The organism is Tropicibacter naphthalenivorans, from assembly GCF_900176475.1.
Taxonomy (GTDB): Bacteria; Pseudomonadota; Alphaproteobacteria; order Rhodobacterales; family Rhodobacteraceae; genus Tropicibacter; species Tropicibacter naphthalenivorans.
The window spans coordinates 128,768-150,492 of sequence record NZ_FWXX01000009.1; the positions used below are offsets into that span (position 1 = coordinate 128,768).

Consider the following 21,725-nt stretch of genomic DNA (forward strand, 5'->3'; position numbering starts at 1 on the left):
CCGGACCTTCTCTGCTCGCGCGAACGTGCCCTTGTCAGGACACTGAAGCGGACACTCTTCCAGGATCACGCCCTGAACCCGGCGCGACCTACGCGGAGGGCGGGGAGCCGAGCTTCGCTGCTCCACTCATGAACGGCCAAGATGCGAAAGGAAGCGAACTTTGCAGAGACGTTGTTGAAAGGCCACTCTGAACAGAGAGAACAGACACGAAAATTCTTTCGGCGTGGCCGCTCCTTGTCAGGTGCGTGTTGCCAAGACACCCGTACCTGACAAAGCGGGGCAACGATTGCACCTCACGCTTTCCGACAGCATGGTGCTTGGGCGTAGTTGCTGCGAGAGCGATTTACGTCCGGAAATCGCATCGAAGGACGGCTGACATGTTGGGGCACCCGCGGCCTCCTTTTAGACTTGGCTTCTGCGCTCTGTCATTTAATGTCCGGCGTTAGCTATAGGAGGTTGAACGATTGGGCGGCTTAATACTTCAGGGTTTTCTTGTCAAAGGGTTGATCGACGTCGGTGGAGATGACACCAAGCTGGAAAAACTATCACAGGCGGCCAAAGACCTCGCGAGCGCGCTGAAAAAGAAGCCGTCGAAGGCACTGAGCTATTCTTTGATCGCTTTCGATCCGGATGCGCCGGAAGACGATCCTGTGGTCCAAGAGGCACTTGCCGCGCTCCAGAAGAGATGGGTGACATATCGCAACACATTCGCTGACATGCCGATCTCTGTGGTTCGCGCCATTCTTCTCGATGCAATCGTCGATGCTGCAACCGAGGATGATCGGGTAGGTGTTTGTTTTGTGGCGTCAGCGCGCAACGCGCTTCCACTTATGCCTGTCGATAGCGAGCGTGATATCTGGATCGATATCGTCAAGAAAATCGAGCGTCGCGTTGATGAAGTCGCTGAAAAAGAGTGGGCGACACCGGAGACGATCTCAATTAAGTCTATGAAGTATCAACAACCCTCTATTGGCTCACCAAAAATAACCTTTGGTGAGGTGTCAGAGGCCGATTTGCAGATTGCTTTGAGGGCCGCCGCTGGGCCTCACGACCAAAGTAACAACCCGACAAACGGAAATAGGTATTTTCCAAATCAGAACCCTGCCAATTGGGTCTCAGAATTTGGAGATATGTCTGGAACGGCTATTTCGGATGCAATCAATAGTGCTATATCGGAAGTAGCAGTCAGTGATCCTGACTTGTCCGAACCCTTCGGCAACTTAGTATCAGCGGTTTCCGGCTACGTAGATGAGGCTCTGAACTCCTTCTCTGCCGCCACCGCAGGACTACAGCGACGCACCAAGCTTCTTTGGTGGCGCGAGGCGCTTTATTCTCCGTCTGCCGCTAAAAGCTACCGCGAACTTTCACCAACAACTGCCGCGGCCCTTATGGCGCTCGACCTTTTTGAGACGGTTCCGCTTTTCACGCCCGCAAGCGTCTCGGCCTTCCTGGGTGAGACGGTGCTGCGCTTGGGCGCGGAAACTGTTGAAGCCCAAAAGACTATATGTGAACTGGTAAAGGAAGCGCAGGACCATGATGACCTTTCGCCATTACGTGCTATTGCTGCAAAACTCGCAGATGTACCAGAAGGGCGAGGGCCGCTACTGGCCTTGATTGGACACCCTGCGCATGCCAATGCTCGGAGAGAGGAAGATTTCCAACGGCTGACAGGTCTTTCTCCCTCGTCCAAACTTGATCCAGTGTCGTGGGCAGGTTGGCTATTCCGCGAGCTCCAAGCTTCGAAAGCTGCGATTGACGCATTGTCTGCAAAGCGTCGTCCCGCAAGAAACGCATGACTATGGAAAAGTGCGCGAACGAAACTTGCTTTGCTCCTGAGATAGGATGTGCTCTCGGCCACACTGACATTTCTAAGTGTCAGATCTGGAATAGCTCCAAGGTATCCGAAGCATCGGAAGAGATCACCTCAGGAGAAATGCTCCTGCCGTGGACCGGTAGTGCCTTTGGACTTGCAGATCTGGGATTTGTGTCGGGGCGCGGAAAGCCTATCGTTGTAGCAGTTATCGGACCGCAAAACGCTGGTAAAACGACGTTGCTGGCAGCATGGTATCTGCTGCTCGGACGAGGCTTGATCGGCTGCGGAAAGCGGTCGTTCGCAGGTTCTTTTACACTTTCGGGGTGGGAGGCTGTCGCTGGATCGCTCCGTTGGGAGCCGGGTCAGTCGCCCCGTTTCCCGGCTCATACTACAAGTCGAAGCGGCAGGGCTCCCGGCCTTCTCCATTTGAGATTTCGACATGAGAACGATGACAGTCCGGTCGACTATCTATTTACGGACGCGCCTGGAGAGTGGTTTCAGCGGTGGGCGGTAAATGCGAATTCCGACCAAGGTGAGGGCGCCCGTTGGGTATCAGACAACGCTGACGCATTCATCATTGTAGCTGATCGCGAAGCTTTGGCTGGAGAGGCCAAGGGGGCGGCGCGCGGGTCGCTGCAACGCATCGTGGCGCGCTTGGGTGCAGAACGGGGAGGTCGTCCAGTAGCTCTTGCTTGGACGAAGTCTGACGTCGAAATTTCGGACCAAATGGAGACTGCGGTGCGCAGTGCTGTCACCGGCGCCATGCCAGATGCAGTCGAACATTCCGTGAGCGTTGTTGATGTATCAGGTGGAAGCCCATCCATGAGCACCGGTACCGGCTTGGTCGAGCTTCTTCTTTGGGCGATGAGCGTCAAACGATCAGGCATTCAGCTGCCGACGCCAGTCTCGGCATCACTCGATCCTCTGTTCATTTGCGGGAGTGAGAAACTTTGAGCGAAACGTCGAACTCGATCCTCCTCGTTGGTGAAAGCGGTGTCGGCAAAACCCACTTTGGTGCGCAACTGCTGCGTCGTCTTATGCAGGCACCAGGGGCATTACGGATGAATGGCGCCGCCACAAACCTTGAGGCATTTGAGGCGGCATTGGAACAGCTTGATGAGGGCCGCGCGGCTGGCCACACCGCACGATCCGTAAGCGTGGACAGCGTCTGGCCAGTTATTGACGCCAACGGATGTGAGGCAGATTTGGTTTGGCCGGAATATGGCGGAGAGCAGATCAAGTCTATGATAGAGAACCGACGGCTCACGGAGAATTGGCAAAAACGGATAGAGGTGGCTGACGCTTGGCTGCTACTTATCCGGCTTCAACAGACGAGTGTCGGAGATGACATATTCACCAAACCACTCGCCGATTTAAGAGATCTACGGATCGAAAATCACTCTGTAGAACCTTCTGATCAGGCAAGGTTGGTTGAGCTTCTGCAAATGCTTATCTTCACGCATCGGTCTACATCTAAGGCACGGCACCTCCCGCGTTTCGGTGTCCTCCTCACGTGCTGGGATGAGGCCGAGTTTGCAGCAAATCCCTCAGAGGCATTCGAAGAGCGGCTTCCGCTGGTTTCAGCGTTCATTCGCTCACACTGGAAGCTGCCGCTCATCATGGGCCTTTCCTCGCTGGAACGTCCGCTTAGCTCCGTGGCAGGCGACGAAGATTATGCATGCATGGGGCCAGAACATTTTGGCTATGTGATCAAGCCTGATGGCACGAAGGATCGCGACCTCACACTGCCAATCCACCACATGCTCACAGGCGACGCGTGATCTGGTGTGGAGATTTGTATGCGTGTCGATCAAGCTATATTCGGTAACACGAAACATGGTTTCGCTCTCAGGTGCGCAAGCGGCGACCAAAAGTTCGCGGCCGAGCTGGCTCAGCGATTAGATCTTCCCGATACTGAGCCGCCTGGTTCCGACTGGTCGCCAGTTATTTCGGGCTTCCAAGTCGGTAACCGGTACGTAATCGCTCGGATGTTCAGAGATCTGACGGCTGAACGCGCAGGGATGGTTGTCACCCATGCTCTGATTTGTGACTTGGATGCCATTGAGGTTGTCGACAACCTTCAACCTTTGGTGAAGAACCTCCACACTTCCTTTGACTCAATGCCAACATCAGTTGCGGCATTGGAAGTTAACTTTGGATCTGGTGAACCTAATCTGACGCCTGATTTGGTGGACACCGCCAAGGCTCTGGTTTCGCGCGGCACAGGTCCCGTGGTTCGCATAGGAACAGAAGGATTTGAGGAACTCATAGTGGCCCTGTGGGCTCGACTTTGGCCTTCCTTGCGCAGATCATTTTCTTTTCGGCTGAGCTTCGGTCCCAGGGACGTGGGGGATACCCCGGCGCCAACTATTGTTTGCACCCCCGAAGCTCTAAGAGGACGGTGGCAGCAAAAACGGCTTGTCGGTCAGTGTGGAGACGATCAGTCACAAGCCGCGTGGATGTTAGCCGGTTCCCATGAGGGGGCTGAGCTCCGCGCATTTGGTGATAGGATCGGTGCAAGTCTTGATAGTTTTCAAGATCTCCACCTACTCGAACAGGCGTACGCTTTGTTGGTCAGGACGCCTGATGTTGTTTCAGGCCTCATTTCCGCGGCCCGGCTTGTTGAGCGCCTGTCGTCGGATCCTCAGATCGGAGTGGTCGAGAAACGTTTCATTGTTGAACGCCTCGTAAGAGTGTTTCCCGATGCTCAACCGTCAGACATTCTGGCACTGCGAAATCTGCCGTTCTCAAGTTACGATTCCGGGGATCTCGTGTGGCAAGCCATGACGAGTTGGTTCGAACGGAATCAATTTTCCTCGCGAGATGATGCAGGCTTGGTAGCGATCATCTCCGACGCATTCGTTGACAAGAATGCTGTTGTCCTATGGCGCGAAGCGGCAAAGAAAGGTTTGGAGCAATCGAGCTGTGCAACGGGAGGTCGGTTTGCTGCCGGATTTTGGCGTTGGGTGAGCGTTGAGCCAAGTTTGGTTAGCCCTCTCATCGCCTTTGTTTCAAATGACATAAGGAGGTTAGATGCGCTCGAGATCGCGGCCCCAAGAAGCATTGATACTCGGACGGCGAAGCTAATCATGACTTTGGCAGCGGAGAAGGGGCTTTTCAGGCTTCACGCCATCGCTGCGGGCGCGAGCATGGAACCGGTTGAAGCAGCGCGTATTCAAAGTGCTTTGGAGCCGGGTGAAGACACTGCCTCTATGCAACTTGCCATGCGGCGTGCGACGCCCAGTGGGATCCTCGACGTGGTGGAAAGCTTGCCGGACGTTCGAGTACTTGCGATCGCAGGCGAGAGGGTTGCGAAAGATCCTTCACTGTTGATGACACGCGATATGACAATGGCTTGCAACCGACGTGTATGGGCGGCTGCATTAAAGATTGACCAGGAATCTTGGCGCGGACCGGAAGACCCGCAGATGGCTTTCGAAGGTTTGCTCGAAGAACAGATCGGCGGAAAGAGCCCGCCTGCAGACCTCCTTTATCAACTGTCTGGAACGCCGCTAGCGGATCTCTCGACTTACCCGCGGCGGGCTCAAGTATGGAAAAAGTTGCCCCAGTCAACACGGGAACGATTGCTAATGGGAACGGCAAACGCGTGGTTTCAGAGCGCTGGGTCGTTCGAACCAAAGGACTCGATTGAAATTGAGCTGGCTCAATGGATAATAAGTGACCCACGTTTCGACGAGTTCATGCGGCGCTTTCAGGCAGGTCGGATTGCAGAGGGTTTGGAGGTCATCAACTCCCTCGGAGGGCTTGACGATGCATGGCTCAGCCGATGGATTCTTGATGCTGTCCGCGAAAACAAATCGATCCTTGGAACCGATGCGGATCTGTTGGGACGTACCTTGTCATCGAGGGAATTACGATGTGCCGTTGATGACATAATTGCGATCTATAGGGCTGGCCGTAAAGACGTCGAGCCTGCGCTTCGCCAATGCATCGGCCTGATTGGCTTTTTCGATCGTCTTCTGCTTGGGATCTCGCCACCGAGCTCCGATGAAAAGTGGGTAATGCTAATAGAATTGGCGGCAGAACTCTTGCCCAATGGCCCAGATCAAGACTCCCTGTGGGAACGTGCGGGCGGTCGGACCGCTGATCTGCTGAACCATGGAACTGGTCAAGAGCGTTGGCGTCACGCAATTCGCGCAATACAAAGTGGGAGGTCCCCGCGTGCGCCGAAGCTAATTCAACAGTTGCAGGTAGACTTCCCTGGAAATAAAAAACTGAGGCTTTTGGCGGCAGACCCACAGTTTCAGGATCAGATTAGCCCGCGATCCTCTTTATGGAGATGGTAATGAAGTTCATTCAGGGACATGCGCTCGTTATCGGCGTCGCAACATACGAGAACGTTAACAGCCTTCCGATCGCTGTGCGCAATGACGCAGTCGACACCGCTGATATATTGAAGTCGCCCTCATATTGCGGCTATCCGGAGGCCAACGTTACTGTACTCGCTGACGACGCCGCTACTCTAGAGAACATCCGAAACGCGCTGTCGAATCTGGCGGCGACTTCGACAAATGACGACACTGTAGCAATTTTCTTCTCGGGGCATGGCGCGCGAATTGGTAATGTTTCTGACATAACGAGCGCACTGATCCCGTACGATTGTGACCCAACGGATCTCGCAGGGACTTCACTTGGAGAGACCGAGCTATCTGCAGCGATCGCCGCGATAAATGCGCCGCGCGTCGTCGTCGCTATAGATGCATGTCATGCAGCTGGTGCCACCTCGCTGAAGTCGGGTTTGAGCGAGGCTGGCGTGAACTTTGCAGGCGGTGGGTTCGATGAGAAGTCACTGCAGAAATTGGCGCAAGGGACTGGCCGAGTCGTGTTCGCGTCTTCACGCGTAACCGAGACGTCGTTAGTGCTTCATGGCGAGCGAAACAGCGTTTTTTCGACGGCAATGTTATCGGGTCTCAGAGGCGCAGCAGCTGCCTCAAACGATAGCATGGTTCGTGTTTTCGACCTTTTCAATTACGTAGCTGAGAAAGTCAGGCAGGCGGTCCCGGGACAACAGCATCCAGTGTTCAAGGCGAGTGGGCTGGAGGAAAATTTCCCTATTGCGCTCGCATTGGGGGGGGGCAAGTCAGTATCGACCACAGGTTTTCAACGCCATCGCGATCTTGAGCAGATCATGCCGGACCTGTTCCCTCTTGGGCCGTCGGACCAAGATATTTGGCTTCGGGCTGGCGGCGATATCTCACGATTGAGACTGAACGGGCATGGAAGGGCACAGTGGTTCGCCGCGCTCCGGTTGATTTCTTTGGGCGGTGGCGGTGCGGGTATCTCGCGTGAAAGCTTAATTCACGCGGCATTGGATGAATTTCCGTCACACCGTGAACTGGAAGCACTGCTGTAGCGATACTGCGCAGTTCAACTCGTCCAGAACGACCTGTCGACTGCCCGCTTTCTGTGAGGTGGTTAGTACCGGGCGCAGTAACATTCCGCTCGCTGCTTTACCTGATGATCGGCTTCGATACTGTGACAGCACAGCTCACGTCCGCTTCGGGGCTGCCAAAGGCAATTCAGCAAGCTCAGATTGAACGGCAGGTTAGGGCCGGGACCGACGTATACCGCTGATCGTGTCAGGATCCTGTTGCTGCGTTGCCGCAAGTCCGCTCCCAGCCCAAACGGTTCATCTTCGATATGACCGCTGATAGACTTCAAAGGCGCCCTGTCTTTTCGCGTTCGTCAAGTAACTCGGTTCGTAGTATTCGATTCATTCAGGGAGAAGGCCATCATTGATCTCCGCAGATCATGAAATCGTCGCCCAGCCCCCATCGAAGCGCACACTAAAAATTTTTTTGTGCCGCGTGGGTGGCGCAATTCTTCCTTCCCGCGATCCGTGCCTCAATGTATTGTGCAAAAAATAAAAATCTGTTGAAAACAGTTTATCATTGTGAAGGGACGGAAATGAAATTTAGTTATGTGTTGGCGACATTTTTTGCGCTTGGTGCAGGCTCAGGCGCGCTGGCGCAGGAGGTGACTGAGCGGGCAGGGGAAATCAAGGCGTGGCGCGAGCAGTGCAGCCATCCTGACCCTGATCTTCGGCTCGCCTACCTCGAGGCGGCGCTTAAGACCAATGACACTTCGATTGAGAGGATCTGCGTGCGGCTCGCTCTGCAAAGCGACAATGCCGATATCCGAAATCTCGGCCTGCGCGCCGCAATTGCCCAGTTCGACCAACTAACCTTCGACGTGGATAAGCCCGAAGCCCTGGTGGAAAAAATTGCGGATGCGGAAGGCGATGAAGACCAGCTTCGGACAATTTCAGGTTGGAATGTCACGAAGACGTACAATTACATCCAGAACGGAATGGTTTTCGAAATCAAGAAGGCCGACGTCACGAATGGCCAATCGGTCTGGTATCCACTGGGATCCATGTCGTCGGCAAGCGATAAGTACTTGGGTAAAGCGGTGGTTGTCGGGGACCGGATCCGCTGGACCGGCAGAACTTGGTTCTTCAGCGATACGACCTGCACTTTGGATGTGCAAATGACGGCTGGAGGGGCGCTGGACGGGGCAATGCAGTGCGGTGACCTTTGGCCGTTCCCGGTGCGTGCGCCGCTACTCTGAGGCCGCGCCGCCGACCAGGCGCAGGTGGCTGAGGGCCACCGCGCCGTGGTCGGTCGGGAAGCGTAGGCGCAGTTGAATCCTGCCGGACTTGTCCAGGGCGCAGGACGGCGTTTCGGGCGCATCCGCCGTCCGGACGGCGCAAGTTCCGTGATAGGTCCAGCTATCGAGAGGATCCCTGCGATACTCGACATAGGCCATGGCCGGGGCGGGGGCGCACTCCGGCCCAGCCTCCAGGGCGATGGCCTCGACATGGTCGAAGCGACTCCGGGTCTCGATCACCAGGTCCACGGTTTGCGCGCCGCCCTTGGCCGCGGCTTGCCAGCATCCTTCGGGGGTGCGCAGGCTGCCGGGGCCGCTGCTGCCTGATAGGGGAAAGCCCTCGAACCCCGCGATTTCGTATCCCAACCCGTCCTCGCTGATCTGCTCCGCCCGCGCATCGCGCTGCCACTGGGTGCGGATCCGTCCAAACGCCGCGCGGATCGCATCGAAGCGCAGGCTGATGGCGATTTGCTTGTCCTCCCGGACGCGGAAGACCATCGCGAAGGGCGCGATGCCCTCTGCCCTGGCCAATGTCGCAACCGCTCCACTGATACCCTTGCTCATGTTGCCCTCATCCTCTGCACGCAGCGGCCAAAGTGCGATGACCCGGCCACCCACGTCATCGACACGGATCAGGCGGATCGCCACGTCGAAGGGCCGGCGGGACGTGGACAGGTGGTCCGTCAGTTGCAGGACGGGATTGCGCGCGAGCTGCGCCTGGTAGGTGTAATCCGGCAGGCCAATGCTGGAGAGACAGGTGATCGCCGTGCTCTTGACCGGGGCAAAGGCCAAGTCGGCCTGTCCGCCAGTGGCTGCAAGCGCCTCGTCGTTGCTGGCAACGGGGATCACCGGCCCGGTTTCGCCGCTACGGCCGGTGATCGTGGTGAACGTCACGCCTGCGGCTTCGTGGCCGCGCGCCACGTGTTCTGGAAGCGCCAGCCAGCACGCGCTGTCGCCCGACGCGCCGAATAGCCATCCCTGGCCCTGGGCTCCGCCCCGGGTCTGGACGATTACCGGATCGGCAGCAAGCGCCGGACCCAGGAACACGAAGGCCAGGATTGCGGCAAGTTGGAAGAACGGGCGGTTCATATCATCTTTTCCGGTTCAGTCTGCGCCTTCGGACGGCGTTCCGACCGGTGGTGCAGCCCCTTGGGCTTTCTCATTCCGGTCCCGCGCTGGGGCCGAAGCAGAGGGCTTGGATTCTTTGCGCTTGCCGGGTGACAGCGACAAGGCTGAGATCGCCAGTTGCAACACCGTGATGACGAACAGGGTCCCAATGCTCCACGGTGCCACGCTGGGATCCTGAAACAGCTTGGCCAGCAGGCCGACGTGCAACGGCTCGAACTCGCTGCGGTCTCCGGCGCGCACCAGCACGAGTGTCGCGGTCTCTGTATTGGCCGCAATCACCAGGCCGTCGGACGTGACGCGTGCGGTGCCGTACCAACTCTGACCAGCGCGCAGCTCGTCCGCAGCCGCGAGACGCCCGCCTTCGGGCAACACAATCGGTGCGTCACTGGCGGGGTAGAGCGCCCCCCTATCGGGCGGGAGCAGCGCGCGCGCGCTCAGGTAGATCTCTCCGCCGAAGAAATGGTCCTGTCCGACGTTCTCGGCACCCACTTCGGCGGGACCGGCGACGGGGAGCACCAAGAGCCCGTCTGAGACGGGCAACTCGAGGTTGATGACCAGCCGGTTCGCCACGGCGCAGCCGATGTCATCGCGCGCCAAGTCCGCCACCGGCAGCCCCGCAGGGGCATCGGACAGCAGGATGGCGAGGCGCCCGGGGCGCCAGCGGTATCGCAGCCGGATTCCGGCGCGGGGATGGACCTCCACGGTGGACTCCGACCCTCGCTCTGAAATGGACAAGAGGCAGGGGTCGCCTGCAGCATTCAGCCACGGTCCGACGGGAAGCTTCATCTTGGCGAGGGCTTCTCTCTCGACGATCTGTTCGAGGAAGGTGCTGCGCAACTGCATCACGGCATATGGCGGGGCTTGGCGCAGCAGCATGAGGAAGATCACAAAGCCGACCGCAGAGACAACCCCCACGATGACCAGCAGCCACAGGTTGCCCGGTATCAGCAGGCGCGAAGCGTGCCAGCGCCATGATAGGCGCGCCGTGCGGCGGAGCGAAGCGGGAGATGTCATTGCGTTGTGGACGGATCGGGAATGAAGGCTCGGAACGCGGTGTCCTTCGTCTCCATTCCGTCGTCAAGCGTGACGGTCAGCGCAACCACCTGTCCGCGCGCGGCAGGAGGAACCTCCATCTGGCAGATCCGGTCGAAGGCGAGCCGTGCAGTGCCCGCAGAAGCGCAGGCAACCCGCGCCGGCGGCGCGTCTCCGTCCGGCAGCGCGAGCGTCATGCTTGCGTCGAGATTGCGCGCCATGACTTGGACGGTCAGCATGTCTTTCGAACCGCTGTGCCCAAGGCGGGCGAGGAATACGCTGTCATCTTCGCGGCAGTCGGCATCTGCGGCAAGGATCGCCCGCACCGCCACGGCGCTGCCTTCGTACGTCGCGAGATCCTCCATGTGGGCCTGCGACACCGGATGTGCCTTTAGGCCCGTCGTCGTTTTCCGTGCGCTGCGTTCATAGGGGTTCGCAGAGGTGAAGCGGCCATCCTGCGTGACGACCTGCATGCAAAGAACTTTCACCGGGCTGATTTCGACGGAGGGATTCCCCAAGATGACATAGTTCCTGTCGAATCTGTCGCCGAAATCGCCGATCATCAGCCCAACGATGTCGCGCGTCGACGTCTCAGGATAGGCGTCGAAGGATTCTTGGAAACGTTCGGGCGGAGACAGTGGGCCGGCGTCTATGGTTTCGGAACTCAAGGGGTGGGCAAAAAACGCAGCGAGAACCAATGTCGCAAGCGCAATCCAAACTGCTGACTTGAAAAAGACCATTTTCATGCGACCTGTGGTATGCAACCTGCATTGCGAATTCCAGCAAAAGTGTACAGTCTGGTGTCCAATGCTGCAATGGGGCAGGCTTCATATAGGACCCAACAGGCGCAGCATGCATTTTTTGGAAGACCGCCGGGTAGAGACTTTTTCGAAATTCGCGCCCAAGCCTCTTCTGAATTCTGAAACGCTATAATAATCTAGGAAGAAATCGGTACCGGATGTCCTCTCGCAATTTGATCGCCGTATTTGGGCGTGCGGTGGCCAGCGTCAAAGCTCTCACGCGAAACCCTTCCGCTCCCTGCGCATTGCCGACCATGATCTTGCGCGGATGGTGCGCGATCAACCAATGGCCGGTCTGGTGGAAAATTGCACCGCCTCCATCACGGCGGGACTGAACGGCTGGTGCGGGACGTTGGCTTTAGATTATTTAATGGTTAAGCTGGCAGGAGCCGGCGTAGTTTTCTTCCTATGCGTCCCGCGCGAAAGATGGAGACCGGGCTCGTTGACCGCTGCGTCAGGAGTGCGCCGATGAAACTGCCTGAAAAAAATCTATCCCACATGAGTGAAAGACCTACTTACGAAAACATCGCCGCAGAGCAGACAACGTCGCGCTTCGTGTTCATCGGCCCGCCGGCGCCGCTACAACTGCCGAAGGTCATGCCGTCCGGTGAGAGGGCAGCTCTGAGTGAGAGCTATCGCGCCAGACAAGCAGAGGACCTCGCCTTTGACACCCAACGTGCCGCGCAACTGTTCCAGCATGGGCCGGGCTGGGGCCCGCTTGTGCGTGATCTGCTGGCCGATCTGCAAGAGATGGCCGAGGAGATTGATGAGCCTTTCCTGGTCCAGCAGATAAAATCGCAATCAGGGGACCTGCGCGTGGATGTTCACTCAGGAAACCCTGAAGTTCTGGCTCGGATCGAACGCGCTCGGAACGAAGCGATCCACACCTGCGAGAACTGCGGTAGCTCGTCCGAAGGCGTGGGCTCCACGCGTCTCCCTGCCTCGCACATGTGCCATCCCTGCACGGAGGCGCGCCTGCGCAAATTGCCGGGTGGTAGAGTCAAAAGCAAACGGCAGTAAGCCACTAAAACAAGGCGTGTCATACGCCCGAAGGAGGCTTGTCCGAGAACGTGTTCATCGTCATCGGGCGCTCCAAGGCGGCTTTCATACCGCGATATCCCAGGTAGGGATAACGCAATACACGCTGCCGATCGTGCCGTGTATCGCCTCATACGGTAGCGTCCATCACGGGAAAACGGCCTGGTCGCAAGGTGCCGATGCAGGTCGATGTAGCCGATTCCGTGGAAAAACATCCGTTCGCTGGCGCAGAATATTGACGGCTGAACGTGGCGCGAACGCCTTTCCTGTCAGGCTTTTCGTGGTTGCTGCGGTGCAGGAAAGATTTTGGCCAGCTTGCGGAGGTTCTCGGCGGTGGCAGCGAGGAGGAATTCGTCGTTTGCGCCGCACGGTCCGCGTAATCGTAGCCGGTTCAGGCCAAGGATCCGTTTGAGGTGGGCGAATAGCATCTCAACCTTCTTCCGCAGTTTCATCGAGATGACGTATTGCTCGGTCTTGGCGATGTTCCGTGCGACCTGTCGCGCGTCTTCATGTTCCTCGCGGGTGATCTTGCGGGCATCCGCGTTCGGGCAGCATTTTGCCTTGGAGGGGCAAGCCTGGCAGACCTCTTTCAGCGCCCGATAGCGCGCTGTTCCCTTGCCGGTCGGCCCCCGGTTCGGGTCGGAATAGGTTCGGCGGAATTGCTTCAGTTCATGTCCCTCAGGGCAAATGTACTGGTTGTTTTCCGCGTCCCACTCGAAGTCGGCGCGGGTCCACGTCCCGTCATTGCGCCCTGACTTGTCGAATACGGGAATGTGGGGCGCGATCTTTCGCTCGACCAGCCAGCCCAGCATCGGCGCGGTGCCATAGGCGGTGTCCGCGATGAGCCGCTCTGGGTGGAGGCCAAACCTGGCCTTCACGCGCTTGAGCATGGTCTTGGTGGAGCCCACTTCAGCCTGCCGGATGGACCGTGTCGCTTCCACGTCCACGATGACGCCGTGGTCCGTATCGATCAGGTAGGTGTCGGAATAGCTGAAGAATGCCGGACCCTTGCGGGCTGCGGTCTGAACCGCCCCGGGTCTGCCGGAGGCTGATTGTCGTTAGTTACGCCGCGATGTCTACGGTTTCCAGAACTGCGTAGAAGTTGGCCTCTGCCTCGGCTGGCGGGATATTCCCGATGGGCATCTTTTGCCGGGCATGGCGGATACGGTGATCGATATGGCCTATGATCGTTTTTATGCGCGGCCCGGGCTCGATCTCAAAAGCCGCTACATAGCGACCATTGCCGCGTTGACGGCGATGGGTGCGCAGACGGCACCGCAACTTCGGATCAATATCGAGGCGGGCCTGAAGGTCGGTCTGACCGAGACTGAGATCGCAGAAACTATCTGGCAAATGGCGCTCTACGGTGGGCTGCCAGCCGCGGTCAATGCGCTGAACACCCTTAGAACTCTCCGCTCTGAAGGGTGACCTATCGCCAACGCCTCAAAGTGTAGAACGCTCGCGGTCTGCTGGCAGATCAAGCTTTGCTTTGACAGAAAGTCACGTCCGTGAAGAACTGGTCTGCAGAAGCAGCCCGCGTCATCGACACTTTCAGGCAATGGCCGGAAGGGGCCGAGAAAGACGTCTACCGTATGTGAGCACGCGCTTCTAGCGTTGAGCCGCCGCAAGTCCGCTCTCGGCCCTTCCACGAACTTAGTGCCCCGCGTTCGTTCTTACAGGTTGACGCAAGCGGAGATGCAGACGCCGTGCGGTAAGCCCTCGTGGCTCGTCATCCATCAGGACATCAAGGGCGCTCCCGCGACGCGCGCGATCGCTGATGCCATCCTGAGCATCTTCAGGCCAGAGGCTGCTAGACAACGGCGCGCTGTTTGACCGAAGGCTGCTTTGGTCCTACGCTACGCGCGTCATCCTTCCAGAGAGATCCGTCGTGTCTATGCAAGACAAAAACGGCCGCAAGGACCAAGTGACCATTCGGTCGCGCCCGGAACTTTATGGCATCGAAACGCTGTCTGCGCATTACGTGAAACAGAGCTTCAAGCCCCATGCCCATGACGAATACCTTTTCGGGGTGATCGACGGCGGGGTTCATGCGGTCTGGTGTCGGGGCGAGATCCACCAGGTGCCGCGTGGGTCTGTGGTAACGATGCGGCCCGGAGATATCCACCATGGTGGCGCTAGCAGCGAGGTGGGTTGGCGGCAACGGATGCTTTACATCCCCGAGCCCGGGATGCGCGCTTTGGTCGAGGACTTGACCGGCCATGCCCCTACGGGGACGCTGGATTTCGGAGCAGCGTTTCACGCGCGACCCGATCTGGCCCGGAGGTTCGCTCTATTGCACGAGGCGCTGCATTCGTTGGATCAGCGTCTCGCGCGCGACGTGGCACTGGACGCGCTACTGGGGGCACTGATGCGCGAACTGGCCCCGCAGAGCGTTTCACCTGTTCAGGCGGCGGATGGGCGGATTGCGGATGCAATCGAATTTCTCGATGCCCAGATCGAGGAGGATGTGTCGCTTGGCGATCTGTGCCGGATCACCGGCCTGCGCCGCAGGCAGACGATCGACGCCTTCCGACGCGCCACGGGCCTGCCGCCCCATGCGTGGCACCTGCAGAGAAAGGTCTTGCGGGTCAAACGCCTGCTCCGGGACGGCCAGACCCCGGCACAGGCCGCAGCACAGGCGGGCTTTGCCGACCAAAGCCACATGGGGCGGCATTTCCGCGCCATCGTCGGCGTGACGCCTTCGACGTTTGCCAAGAGCTGAGATCGCGTTTTCGTTCTATATCGCCGCCCACCGTCCGGCCTATTGCGCTCTCATCTCACGTGAGACAGGAGGCCAAGGTGACGGTATCAGAGAATTTCAATGCACGGCGCACGTCTCTTTGGGCGGATCTCGCGGTGTTGGGCGTGGCCTTGGTCTGGGGGGCGAGCTACCCGGTGGCAAAGGGGGCGTTGGCCTATCTGCCCGTGCTTGTGCTGATCTTTTACCGCTTTAGCCTGACGGCTGTGGTCATGGGCATCGTGGCCTGCCGAGACCTACGCGCGGCCCCGTGGCGCGACCTGCGGGCCGGGGTGATTTTGGGTGCGATCCTTTGTGCCATCTTCCTTGCGGAAACATGGGGCGTGTCACTGACAACGGCGACCAATACGGCGCTGATCATCTCGCTCTGCACGATTTTCACACCATTTCTTGAATATGGCCTGCTGCGTCGTCTGCCCCCCACTGGGCGTAATGGCCGGGGCGGTGGTCGCGGTTCTGGGTGTCTTGGTGCTTTCGGGCGGCTTGGGCGCGCTCGGTGTGGGGGACCTGCTGGTGCTTTTTGCGGCGAGCCTGCGAGCGGTGATGGTGGTCTCGACCAAGCGCCTGATGGATGGCAGTGGCCTGTCCTCTGTCGCGTTCACGGCAGTTCAGGCCGCGGCGGTCGCGGCGCTGACGGGAGCGTTGCTCTGGGTGCGATTCGGCACGGCGGGCCTCATCGTTCAGGCCAACCTTGCGGCTTGGGGCGCGGTAGCCTTTCTTTCGCTGTTCTGCACCATCGGAGCTTTTTACGTCCAGAACGCCGCGGTGCGCCGAACCAGCCCCACACGGGTGAGCTTCCTGATGGGCACGGAGCCGCTCTTTGGCTTTGTCCTTGCCTGGATGCTTTTGTCAGAACCTGCCACCCCATCGTTAATTCTCGGCGCAGCGCTTATCGTTTCGGGCACTTTCCTCGGCCTTTGGGTCGAAAGACGCCGCTGACGCCCGCAAGGCCTGAAAAAGCGCCAATCACAACAAGCGGCGGCTCACAGTCGACGCACGACGCAGGGACGGCAATCGCAACGCGACCGGGCCCGTTTCGCCCGTGGCCCGATACGTTAACCTGAGTGAGTACGTCTCGGATACCTGTCTCGTGGACGCCGCGCTGCATCGCCTGTCATCTCGGCCAGGGCAGGGTTGACCGATTTTGACGGACATGCTGTTCTCGGAGCCTCTACGCGGTTCGGCAACTACCTTCGCATTGCCGACCTTGGCCGATCAGAAATGCTACGGGATGCCTCGAAAGTCCGGTCTGGTGAAGCTGCAGTGCGGAGTTTGATGACGGGATAAAGGTCCGCAATGGGCCGGGAACGCCATGTTACCCTGCCATGGGGGCTCGCCGCTGCACCGCTCCATGACCGCTCCGAGCCTATGGTTGCCATGCTTGGTGAACACCGCGAACAGAGTGCGATCAGAACGACACGCTTTGCCTTTCTGTATGGTAAAACACAGTGTACCAATAGGACAGTTTTGTCGACGCGGAACTGTCGAGTCTTTGCCTTCATAACCCAAGTGTGTGGGTATTCCCAAGAAAGGGGGCGTCTTGAGAAAATCTTATGGGGCGACCGTTTGGAACGCGTTGCGAGAATATGGTGTATGGCACCCAGGCTCAGACATTCAACTGGGAGACTTTGGTCATATCGCGGATGGGTGTTTTGTGCGGGAAGGCAATATCTGCGAAGTCTTGGATGCTAAGCTTGGTGAGACCCGATCATCCAAGTGGGACGACGTTTTCCTTACGTCGCAGCACGGGTTTGAAGTTAAGGGTGAAGGTGCAGCACCTGCGGACGGTTCGTTTGAAATCGGGTTTGGCCAGAAGGCAGGTGTGGTCCTGGCCGCAGCAACCGTTAAGACAAAGAGCATTGTAGACCTTGATGATTTGAACGATTACATCGCCCGGTTTTCCAACTGGAAATCGACTTTCCGCATTGTGACCACGGTGCGCCGCTGCAAATCATACGCGGTGTTTGCGACATCCAAACGCGGAGGAGCGCTTTGCTTCTCGGCCCCGAGTCCAATTTTGAACCGGTTCCACCTTGGGGATGCCGGTGTGTCGGGACAGATTACCATCAATGGCGCTACCGGCTTGAACCTGCGCGGATCAAACGGGGCGGTATCTGTACAACTGCACCGTCGTGCCCGATGGGGAAGTACCTTGAAACAACTCGAAACCGGTGCCCAAGAAGAGCCTATCGATCGGCTCGTTCCCGAGATTTCTCCCGTGGAACCCGAATGACCTCTGGCGATTGGGCGAGCGTCGAGGAGCGCATTGCCCAAATACAGCTCAACGCTTTTGAAAACATGGGCCTGTCTCCGCCGGATATCCTGCATGAATTCGCCAGACGGCGGCAGGAGATCGTGCGTTTTTCCGCGGCGCGTCCGGGCTATCTCGGCTCTCGGATCCCCCAGACGCCCGACTGGGATCACTACATCGAACGCAACCTTCGCAAACGGTACAATGTCCCCACACCGACCCCTTTTCAGGATCCCTATTTGTACAGCTATCTGTCCGATGTCTGGGGCTACTATCGGGCAAGGATTTACGCGGAGGATGCATTTGCATCCGATCTGGTTCTGGCGACCGCGCCGACGGGCCGATTCAACGCGCTGGCCATTCCCGGCACTGACAAGAACGGCATATTGATCGAAGACGGGCTGCTGCACTTCGCGCGCGAGTTTGTCAAACTGACCAGCGAAATCCTGTATGTGCGGGCAGGCAAGAATTTCGAGGTGGTGGACCCCGGTCCTGCCCTGCAACGGCGGATTGGAGCACACGTCCTCCAGATCGACAGCCTGATTGATCTGACATTGGGCTATCTCGTTGACGGCTATATAACTCCTCCCAAACCCAGCGATTTTGATCTGGACGACCAGCCGGGCGGCGACATCCACAATGTCATCTTCCATGGCTTTGTCGTGTTTGTGCTCGAACATGAACTCCATCACCTGATTGCGGAACCCCAAGGGCTTCACGTCCTGCCGTCCCTCGAAACCAGCTTCGATGCGATGTGGCAGACATTTGAGCAAGACGTCATCCCGCATTTAAGCACAAAAGTGGATAAGGAGGTGATCCGGTCACTTCATGCACAACATCAGGAAGAAATCTTAGCCGATTATCGGGCGATGAATCGATTGCTTGCGCTCGGCCGCATCGACCATTTGGTTTGGCCCTTGCTGGATGGCGGAATGCTGTTTTTTCACATGGCTGAATTAATAAGATGGGTGACACTCAAGATTGAAGACCCTGAACGTCTGATCCTTGAGCAAAAGATTGACGGCCGCTGGCTAACGATTTCCGCCATCCTTCATCAGGAAAGTCATCCCTATCCCTTGTTGAGACGTTCCGGCGTCATTGCCCGTACCAAGGCACACAACGTACCTTACGCGGAGCTTCTGATCGAACGTGAAAAACGGTTGATCCAGCTCTTTAATGCGATACGCCTCCGCTTCAACCAACGACATCAGGATCTGCCGTTGCCACAGCACATCAATCGGAAATGGCGTATCGCAGAAAAGGCTCTCTTTGGGTCGACCTAACTATTCAAAATGGGAAGCGTTTGCTCGCCTCTGTTCTGAGCCGACCTCGGGCCGCATGGGCTCGCTCTTGTAAGGTGCGAGGACTGGATGCAGGAGAGCAATGTGCCCTGCTGCCGGTTTCGTCCGCGTTGCTGATCTCGCCTGCAAGGCCATGCTGCACAATGCCTCCAATGTCCGGAATGACGGGCTGCTGCGCAGCGTAGTGGTAGGATGTCGAGCGGTCACTTTGGGCCGTTTGTGTTACGTCGCCGAGTTCGGCGGGGGCGAGTTAAGCGAAGGTGCTATCGATAAAGCCCCGGAAGGGACGAGGAGAAAAAGCAGATCGCTGACTTCCTGATTGCGCTGATGACGGAGAAGAAGGCTTCGGCCTGTTCTTCTTGAGCAAACGCGATATTCATGCACGGGATTGGATCCGCATCGAAGGCTTGTATCATTCGACACGTCGGAATTCGTAGTTGAGCAATGTACGTCCGTTGACGTTCTACTGTGGCCGGCCGACGCTCCTTCACCCGCTGCGATGCAGCGTCACTTTTTGTTGACAGCTGCCCTTAGGGAAGTCAGCCTCAACCCAATTTTCTTGGATTTATTAATGTTTGGGGTGTGTCATGGCTGGCAAAGCATTTGGAAAAACGAAAACGGTTGGCAATCCGGTGACCGGGACGGATGAAGACAACGTCATCGATACATCGGCAAATACCGACAGCACCAAGATCAACGGCGGGGATGGCAAAGATAGCATCATCGGGACGGTCGCGGCTGACCGCGTGAATGCCGGGGATGGGGACGATACCGTCTTTGGCGGGGCGGGCGACGATATCCTGTTTGGCAATGACGGCGAGGATACGGCTGTTTTTTCCGGGTCGATCGTCGATTACGTTTGGAACTGGTCCAAGGGCAATACGCTGAACGTGTCAGGGGCTGACGGGGACGACCAACTCAAGCATTTCGAATATCTCCAGTTCGACGATTTCACCTATTCGGTGGACGGGAATAACCGGCCCTTGGCGTTGCTGCGCAGTGCTTCGGTGACCGAAGAGAATACTGCGCTGGTCTTGTCGGTGGATATCTATGACTTTGACGGTGATGCGATTTCCGTGGTCAGCGCCACCTCGACCCGTGGCAGCGTTGTCGCAATCGAAGACCTGACGGCCATCCAGCCGGCAGCCATTGGGACCAGCGAAGGAGTGCAGATCGCCTTCGATCCCTTGACGGATTTCGACTATCTCGCCGTCGGGGACAGCACGACCGAGACGATCACGCTGGTGGTGCAAGACAGCGCCGGGAACCAGACGACCACGACCTTTGATGTCACCGTGACGGGCAGCAACGATGCACCGACCTTGGCGGCGGGCGCGATGGCCGCCGATGAAGACGGCGCGGCGAGCCTGCTGGATCTGGCGGCGCTCGGCGCGGACGTGGACAGTGACAACGACGGGACCACGCTGACCTACAGCGTGACGGGGCAGCCCGCAGCAGGTGTGGCGTCCATCTCTGGGACCACGCTCAGCTTTGACCCCGGCGCGGACTTCCAAGACCTTGCCGATGGCGAGACCCGCGATGTCACGATCTAAGTCACCGCTACCGATGCGCACGGTGCGACGGCTGTGAATGAGGTCACAGTCACGGTGACCGGGACCAACGATGCGCCCACGCTTCAGGCCACCGCGACGAATGCTGTCGAAGATGGCCCGAGCGTCACCGTCGATCTGGCAGCGCTTGGCGCGGATGTGGACAGCGACGACGACGGCGCGAGCCTGACCTATACGGTCAGCGGCCAACCGGGCGAAGGCGCGGCGACCATCACCGGCACCACGCTCACCTTCACCCCCGGCGCGGACTTCCAAGACCTCGCCAAAGGCGAAACCCGCGACGTGACGATCCAAGTCACCGCCACCGACGCCCACGGGGCGACAGCCGCGAACGACGTCACCGTCACCATCACCGGCACCAACGACGCGCCGACCATCGTTGCAGGCGGGGCCAGCAGCAGCGGGACCACCATCGACTTTGACAGCGGCAATAACAGCCTCGGGATGAACACCGGCGATTACCGCGAGGGCACCTATACCCAAGACGGCTTTACCGTCGCGTGGAACGTCGAAAACTATGGCTACAATTACCCGCCCGATGGCAGCGAAGTGCGCGTCAACGACGTGGCCGAGATGCCCGTGCAGGACGTGGACGGCGATGGCGACAACGAATTCGGTGTCTTCGACGAGGTGCAGGACCAAGAGTTCGAGTATAACTTCGGTTACTTCTACCTCAGCAGCGATGACGGCAGCAAAGTCTCGCTTCAGGGGTTTGACGTCTTGAACGACGACGGGCTGAACGGCGAACAGAGCCAGGTCCGCCTGTACGGCTTTTCCGGCGATCTGTTCGTCTATGCCGAAACCGAAGATGACGGCAGCGACGACTGGTACATCGAGATTTACGACAACGCCAATTCGGTCAATATTTTCACGACCTATGGCGGCACGCGTGCCGATATTTACGCTTATTTCCAAGGGATGGACGGGATCAGTGCCTATACCCAGAGCTTTGGCCCTGCCTCGGCAGGTTATGGCAACGGTATCGGCATCGACAACCTCGTGGTGACGCGCGGCGGCACCGGGCCGGTCATGGACGTGGCCGAACCGCTGGTGGAAACCGACAGCGGACTGACCGCCTCGGGCAGCTTTGACGTGCAGGACGTGGATGTCTCGGACGTGGTCTCGATCGCTTCGGTCGAGGTGGCGGTGTCCGGGGACAATCCCGGCGTGGCCCCCGATGCGGCGGCCTTGCTGGCGATGTTCACCCCGCAAGGCGGCGTTGCGGTGGACGGCAGCGCGGACACGGGCACGGTGGCTTGGGCCTTTGACTCTGGCTCCGAGCCGTTCGACGCGCTGGCCGTGGGTGAAACCGTGGTTCTGACCTATACGCTGGAGTTGGCCGACGACGCCGCCCCGGCGCTGAGCGTGACCCAAGACGTCACGATCACCATCACCGGCACCAA

General features: G+C 58.4%; 17 protein-coding genes and 2 pseudogenes. 15 read left to right on the forward strand and 4 right to left on the reverse strand.

What is annotated here, in order from left to right; genetic code table 11:
• Positions 1-464: 464 nt before the first annotated feature.
• The 6 genes from B9A11_RS16920 (at position 465) to B9A11_RS16945 (ending at position 8,404) form a co-directional block, all read left to right on the forward strand.
• Positions 465-1,796 (forward strand): GTPase-associated system all-helical protein GASH, encoded by a 1,332-nt coding sequence (locus B9A11_RS16920; protein WP_058248885.1) that lies wholly within the window; start codon positions 465-467, stop codon positions 1,794-1,796.
• A complete protein-coding gene (locus tag B9A11_RS16925; RefSeq protein ID WP_200807308.1) occupies positions 1,793-2,767 on the forward strand; it encodes a TRAFAC clade GTPase domain-containing protein in 975 nt (324 codons plus the stop codon). Before B9A11_RS16920 ends, B9A11_RS16925 begins: the two co-directional genes overlap by 4 nt.
• Complete coding sequence (locus B9A11_RS16930; protein WP_058248884.1) at positions 2,764-3,594, forward strand: TRAFAC clade GTPase domain-containing protein; 831 nt, start codon at positions 2,764-2,766, stop codon at positions 3,592-3,594. Before B9A11_RS16925 ends, B9A11_RS16930 begins: the two co-directional genes overlap by 4 nt.
• Before the next feature lie 18 nt (positions 3,595-3,612).
• Positions 3,613-6,120: a GAP1-N1 domain-containing protein gene (locus B9A11_RS16935; protein ID WP_058248883.1), complete on the forward strand. Its 2,508-nt coding sequence runs from the start codon at positions 3,613-3,615 to the stop codon at positions 6,118-6,120.
• Positions 6,120-7,187 carry a caspase family protein gene (locus tag B9A11_RS16940; RefSeq protein WP_058248995.1) on the forward strand — a complete coding sequence of 356 codons (1,068 nt, stop codon included), beginning with the start codon at positions 6,120-6,122 and terminating at the stop codon, positions 7,185-7,187. Before B9A11_RS16935 ends, B9A11_RS16940 begins: the two co-directional genes overlap by 1 nt.
• 554 nt (positions 7,188-7,741) lie before the next feature.
• Positions 7,742-8,404 carry a hypothetical protein gene (locus B9A11_RS16945; RefSeq protein WP_058248882.1) on the forward strand — a complete coding sequence of 221 codons (663 nt, stop codon included), beginning with the start codon at positions 7,742-7,744 and terminating at the stop codon, positions 8,402-8,404.
• Here the strand turns inward: B9A11_RS16945 and B9A11_RS16950 are convergent.
• From B9A11_RS16950 to B9A11_RS16960, 3 genes are read right to left on the reverse strand one after another with little or no spacing between them, the layout of a single operon-like run.
• On the reverse strand, positions 8,396-9,532 hold the full coding sequence (locus B9A11_RS16950; protein ID WP_058248881.1) for a hypothetical protein: 1,137 nt from the start codon (positions 9,530-9,532) through the stop codon (positions 8,396-8,398). The genes B9A11_RS16945 and B9A11_RS16950 overlap by 9 nt on opposite strands.
• Positions 9,533-9,547: 15 nt before the next feature.
• Positions 9,548-10,585 carry a hypothetical protein gene (locus B9A11_RS16955; RefSeq protein WP_058248880.1) on the reverse strand — a complete coding sequence of 346 codons (1,038 nt, stop codon included), beginning with the start codon at positions 10,583-10,585 and terminating at the stop codon, positions 9,548-9,550.
• A complete protein-coding gene (locus B9A11_RS16960) occupies positions 10,582-11,349 on the reverse strand; it encodes a hypothetical protein (protein WP_058248879.1) in 768 nt (255 codons plus the stop codon). Before B9A11_RS16960 ends, B9A11_RS16955 begins: the two co-directional genes overlap by 4 nt.
• A gap of 522 nt (positions 11,350-11,871) precedes the next feature.
• Between B9A11_RS16960 and B9A11_RS16965 the strand changes: the two genes are divergently transcribed.
• Complete coding sequence (locus B9A11_RS16965; RefSeq protein ID WP_143595913.1) at positions 11,872-12,423, forward strand: hypothetical protein; 552 nt, start codon at positions 11,872-11,874, stop codon at positions 12,421-12,423.
• A gap of 287 nt (positions 12,424-12,710) precedes the next feature.
• Here the strand turns inward: B9A11_RS16965 and B9A11_RS16970 are convergent.
• Positions 12,711-13,478: pseudogene (locus B9A11_RS16970) on the reverse strand (transposase); the annotation flags it as partial.
• A 139-nt stretch (positions 13,479-13,617) separates the two neighbouring features.
• Here B9A11_RS16970 and B9A11_RS16975 point away from each other — a divergent pair.
• The 8 genes and pseudogenes from B9A11_RS16975 to B9A11_RS17000 form a co-directional block, all read left to right on the forward strand.
• Positions 13,618-13,869, forward strand: coding sequence for a carboxymuconolactone decarboxylase family protein (locus B9A11_RS16975; protein ID WP_412556303.1), 252 nt, complete (start codon positions 13,618-13,620; stop codon positions 13,867-13,869).
• A 466-nt stretch (positions 13,870-14,335) separates the two neighbouring features.
• Positions 14,336-15,163 (forward strand): AraC family transcriptional regulator, encoded by an 828-nt coding sequence (locus tag B9A11_RS16980; RefSeq protein WP_058248876.1) that lies wholly within the window; start codon positions 14,336-14,338, stop codon positions 15,161-15,163.
• Positions 15,164-15,240: 77 nt separating this feature from the next.
• Positions 15,241-15,600 (forward strand): annotated as a pseudogene (locus B9A11_RS22615) (EamA family transporter); the annotation flags it as partial.
• Positions 15,601-15,631: 31 nt separating this feature from the next.
• Positions 15,632-16,138 (forward strand): DMT family transporter, encoded by a 507-nt coding sequence (locus B9A11_RS21910; protein WP_200807309.1) that lies wholly within the window; start codon positions 15,632-15,634, stop codon positions 16,136-16,138.
• Positions 16,139-16,739: 601 nt separating this feature from the next.
• Complete coding sequence (locus tag B9A11_RS21195) at positions 16,740-17,432, forward strand: hypothetical protein (protein ID WP_143595914.1); 693 nt, start codon at positions 16,740-16,742, stop codon at positions 17,430-17,432.
• Entirely contained in the window at positions 17,429-18,733 is a 1,305-nt protein-coding gene (locus B9A11_RS16990) for a hypothetical protein (protein WP_058248875.1), read from the forward strand. Before B9A11_RS21195 ends, B9A11_RS16990 begins: the two co-directional genes overlap by 4 nt.
• 605 nt (positions 18,734-19,338) lie before the next feature.
• Positions 19,339-20,304 (forward strand): Ig-like domain-containing protein, encoded by a 966-nt coding sequence (locus tag B9A11_RS16995; RefSeq protein WP_084662818.1) that lies wholly within the window; start codon positions 19,339-19,341, stop codon positions 20,302-20,304.
• Positions 20,305-20,337: 33 nt separating this feature from the next.
• On the forward strand, positions 20,338-21,725 hold a 1,388-nt coding region (locus B9A11_RS17000), incomplete at its 3' end, for a VCBS domain-containing protein (RefSeq protein WP_143595915.1).

What these genes read in the sequence shown, in the direction of transcription:
- B9A11_RS16925 (WP_200807308.1), top strand. Translation starts at nt 1,793, where the DNA reads ATGACTATGGAAAAGTGCGCGAACGAAACTTGCTTTGCTCCTGAGATA.
- B9A11_RS16935 (WP_058248883.1), top strand. Translation starts at nt 3,613, where the DNA reads ATGCGTGTCGATCAAGCTATATTCGGTAACACGAAACATGGTTTCGCT.
- B9A11_RS16940 (WP_058248995.1), top strand. Translation starts at nt 6,120, where the DNA reads ATGAAGTTCATTCAGGGACATGCGCTCGTTATCGGCGTCGCAACATAC.
- B9A11_RS16945 (WP_058248882.1), top strand. Translation starts at nt 7,742, where the DNA reads ATGAAATTTAGTTATGTGTTGGCGACATTTTTTGCGCTTGGTGCAGGC.
- B9A11_RS16950 (WP_058248881.1), bottom strand. Translation starts at nt 9,532, where the DNA reads ATGAACCGCCCGTTCTTCCAACTTGCCGCAATCCTGGCCTTCGTGTTC.
- B9A11_RS16955 (WP_058248880.1), bottom strand. Translation starts at nt 10,585, where the DNA reads ATGACATCTCCCGCTTCGCTCCGCCGCACGGCGCGCCTATCATGGCGC.
- B9A11_RS16960 (WP_058248879.1), bottom strand. Translation starts at nt 11,349, where the DNA reads ATGAAAATGGTCTTTTTCAAGTCAGCAGTTTGGATTGCGCTTGCGACA.
- B9A11_RS16965 (WP_143595913.1), top strand. Translation starts at nt 11,872, where the DNA reads ATGAAACTGCCTGAAAAAAATCTATCCCACATGAGTGAAAGACCTACT.
- B9A11_RS16975 (WP_412556303.1), top strand. Translation starts at nt 13,618, where the DNA reads ATGGCCTATGATCGTTTTTATGCGCGGCCCGGGCTCGATCTCAAAAGC.
- B9A11_RS16980 (WP_058248876.1), top strand. Translation starts at nt 14,336, where the DNA reads ATGCAAGACAAAAACGGCCGCAAGGACCAAGTGACCATTCGGTCGCGC.
- B9A11_RS21910 (WP_200807309.1), top strand. Translation starts at nt 15,632, where the DNA reads ATGGCCGGGGCGGTGGTCGCGGTTCTGGGTGTCTTGGTGCTTTCGGGC.
- B9A11_RS16990 (WP_058248875.1), top strand. Translation starts at nt 17,429, where the DNA reads ATGACCTCTGGCGATTGGGCGAGCGTCGAGGAGCGCATTGCCCAAATA.
- B9A11_RS16995 (WP_084662818.1), top strand. Translation starts at nt 19,339, where the DNA reads ATGGCTGGCAAAGCATTTGGAAAAACGAAAACGGTTGGCAATCCGGTG.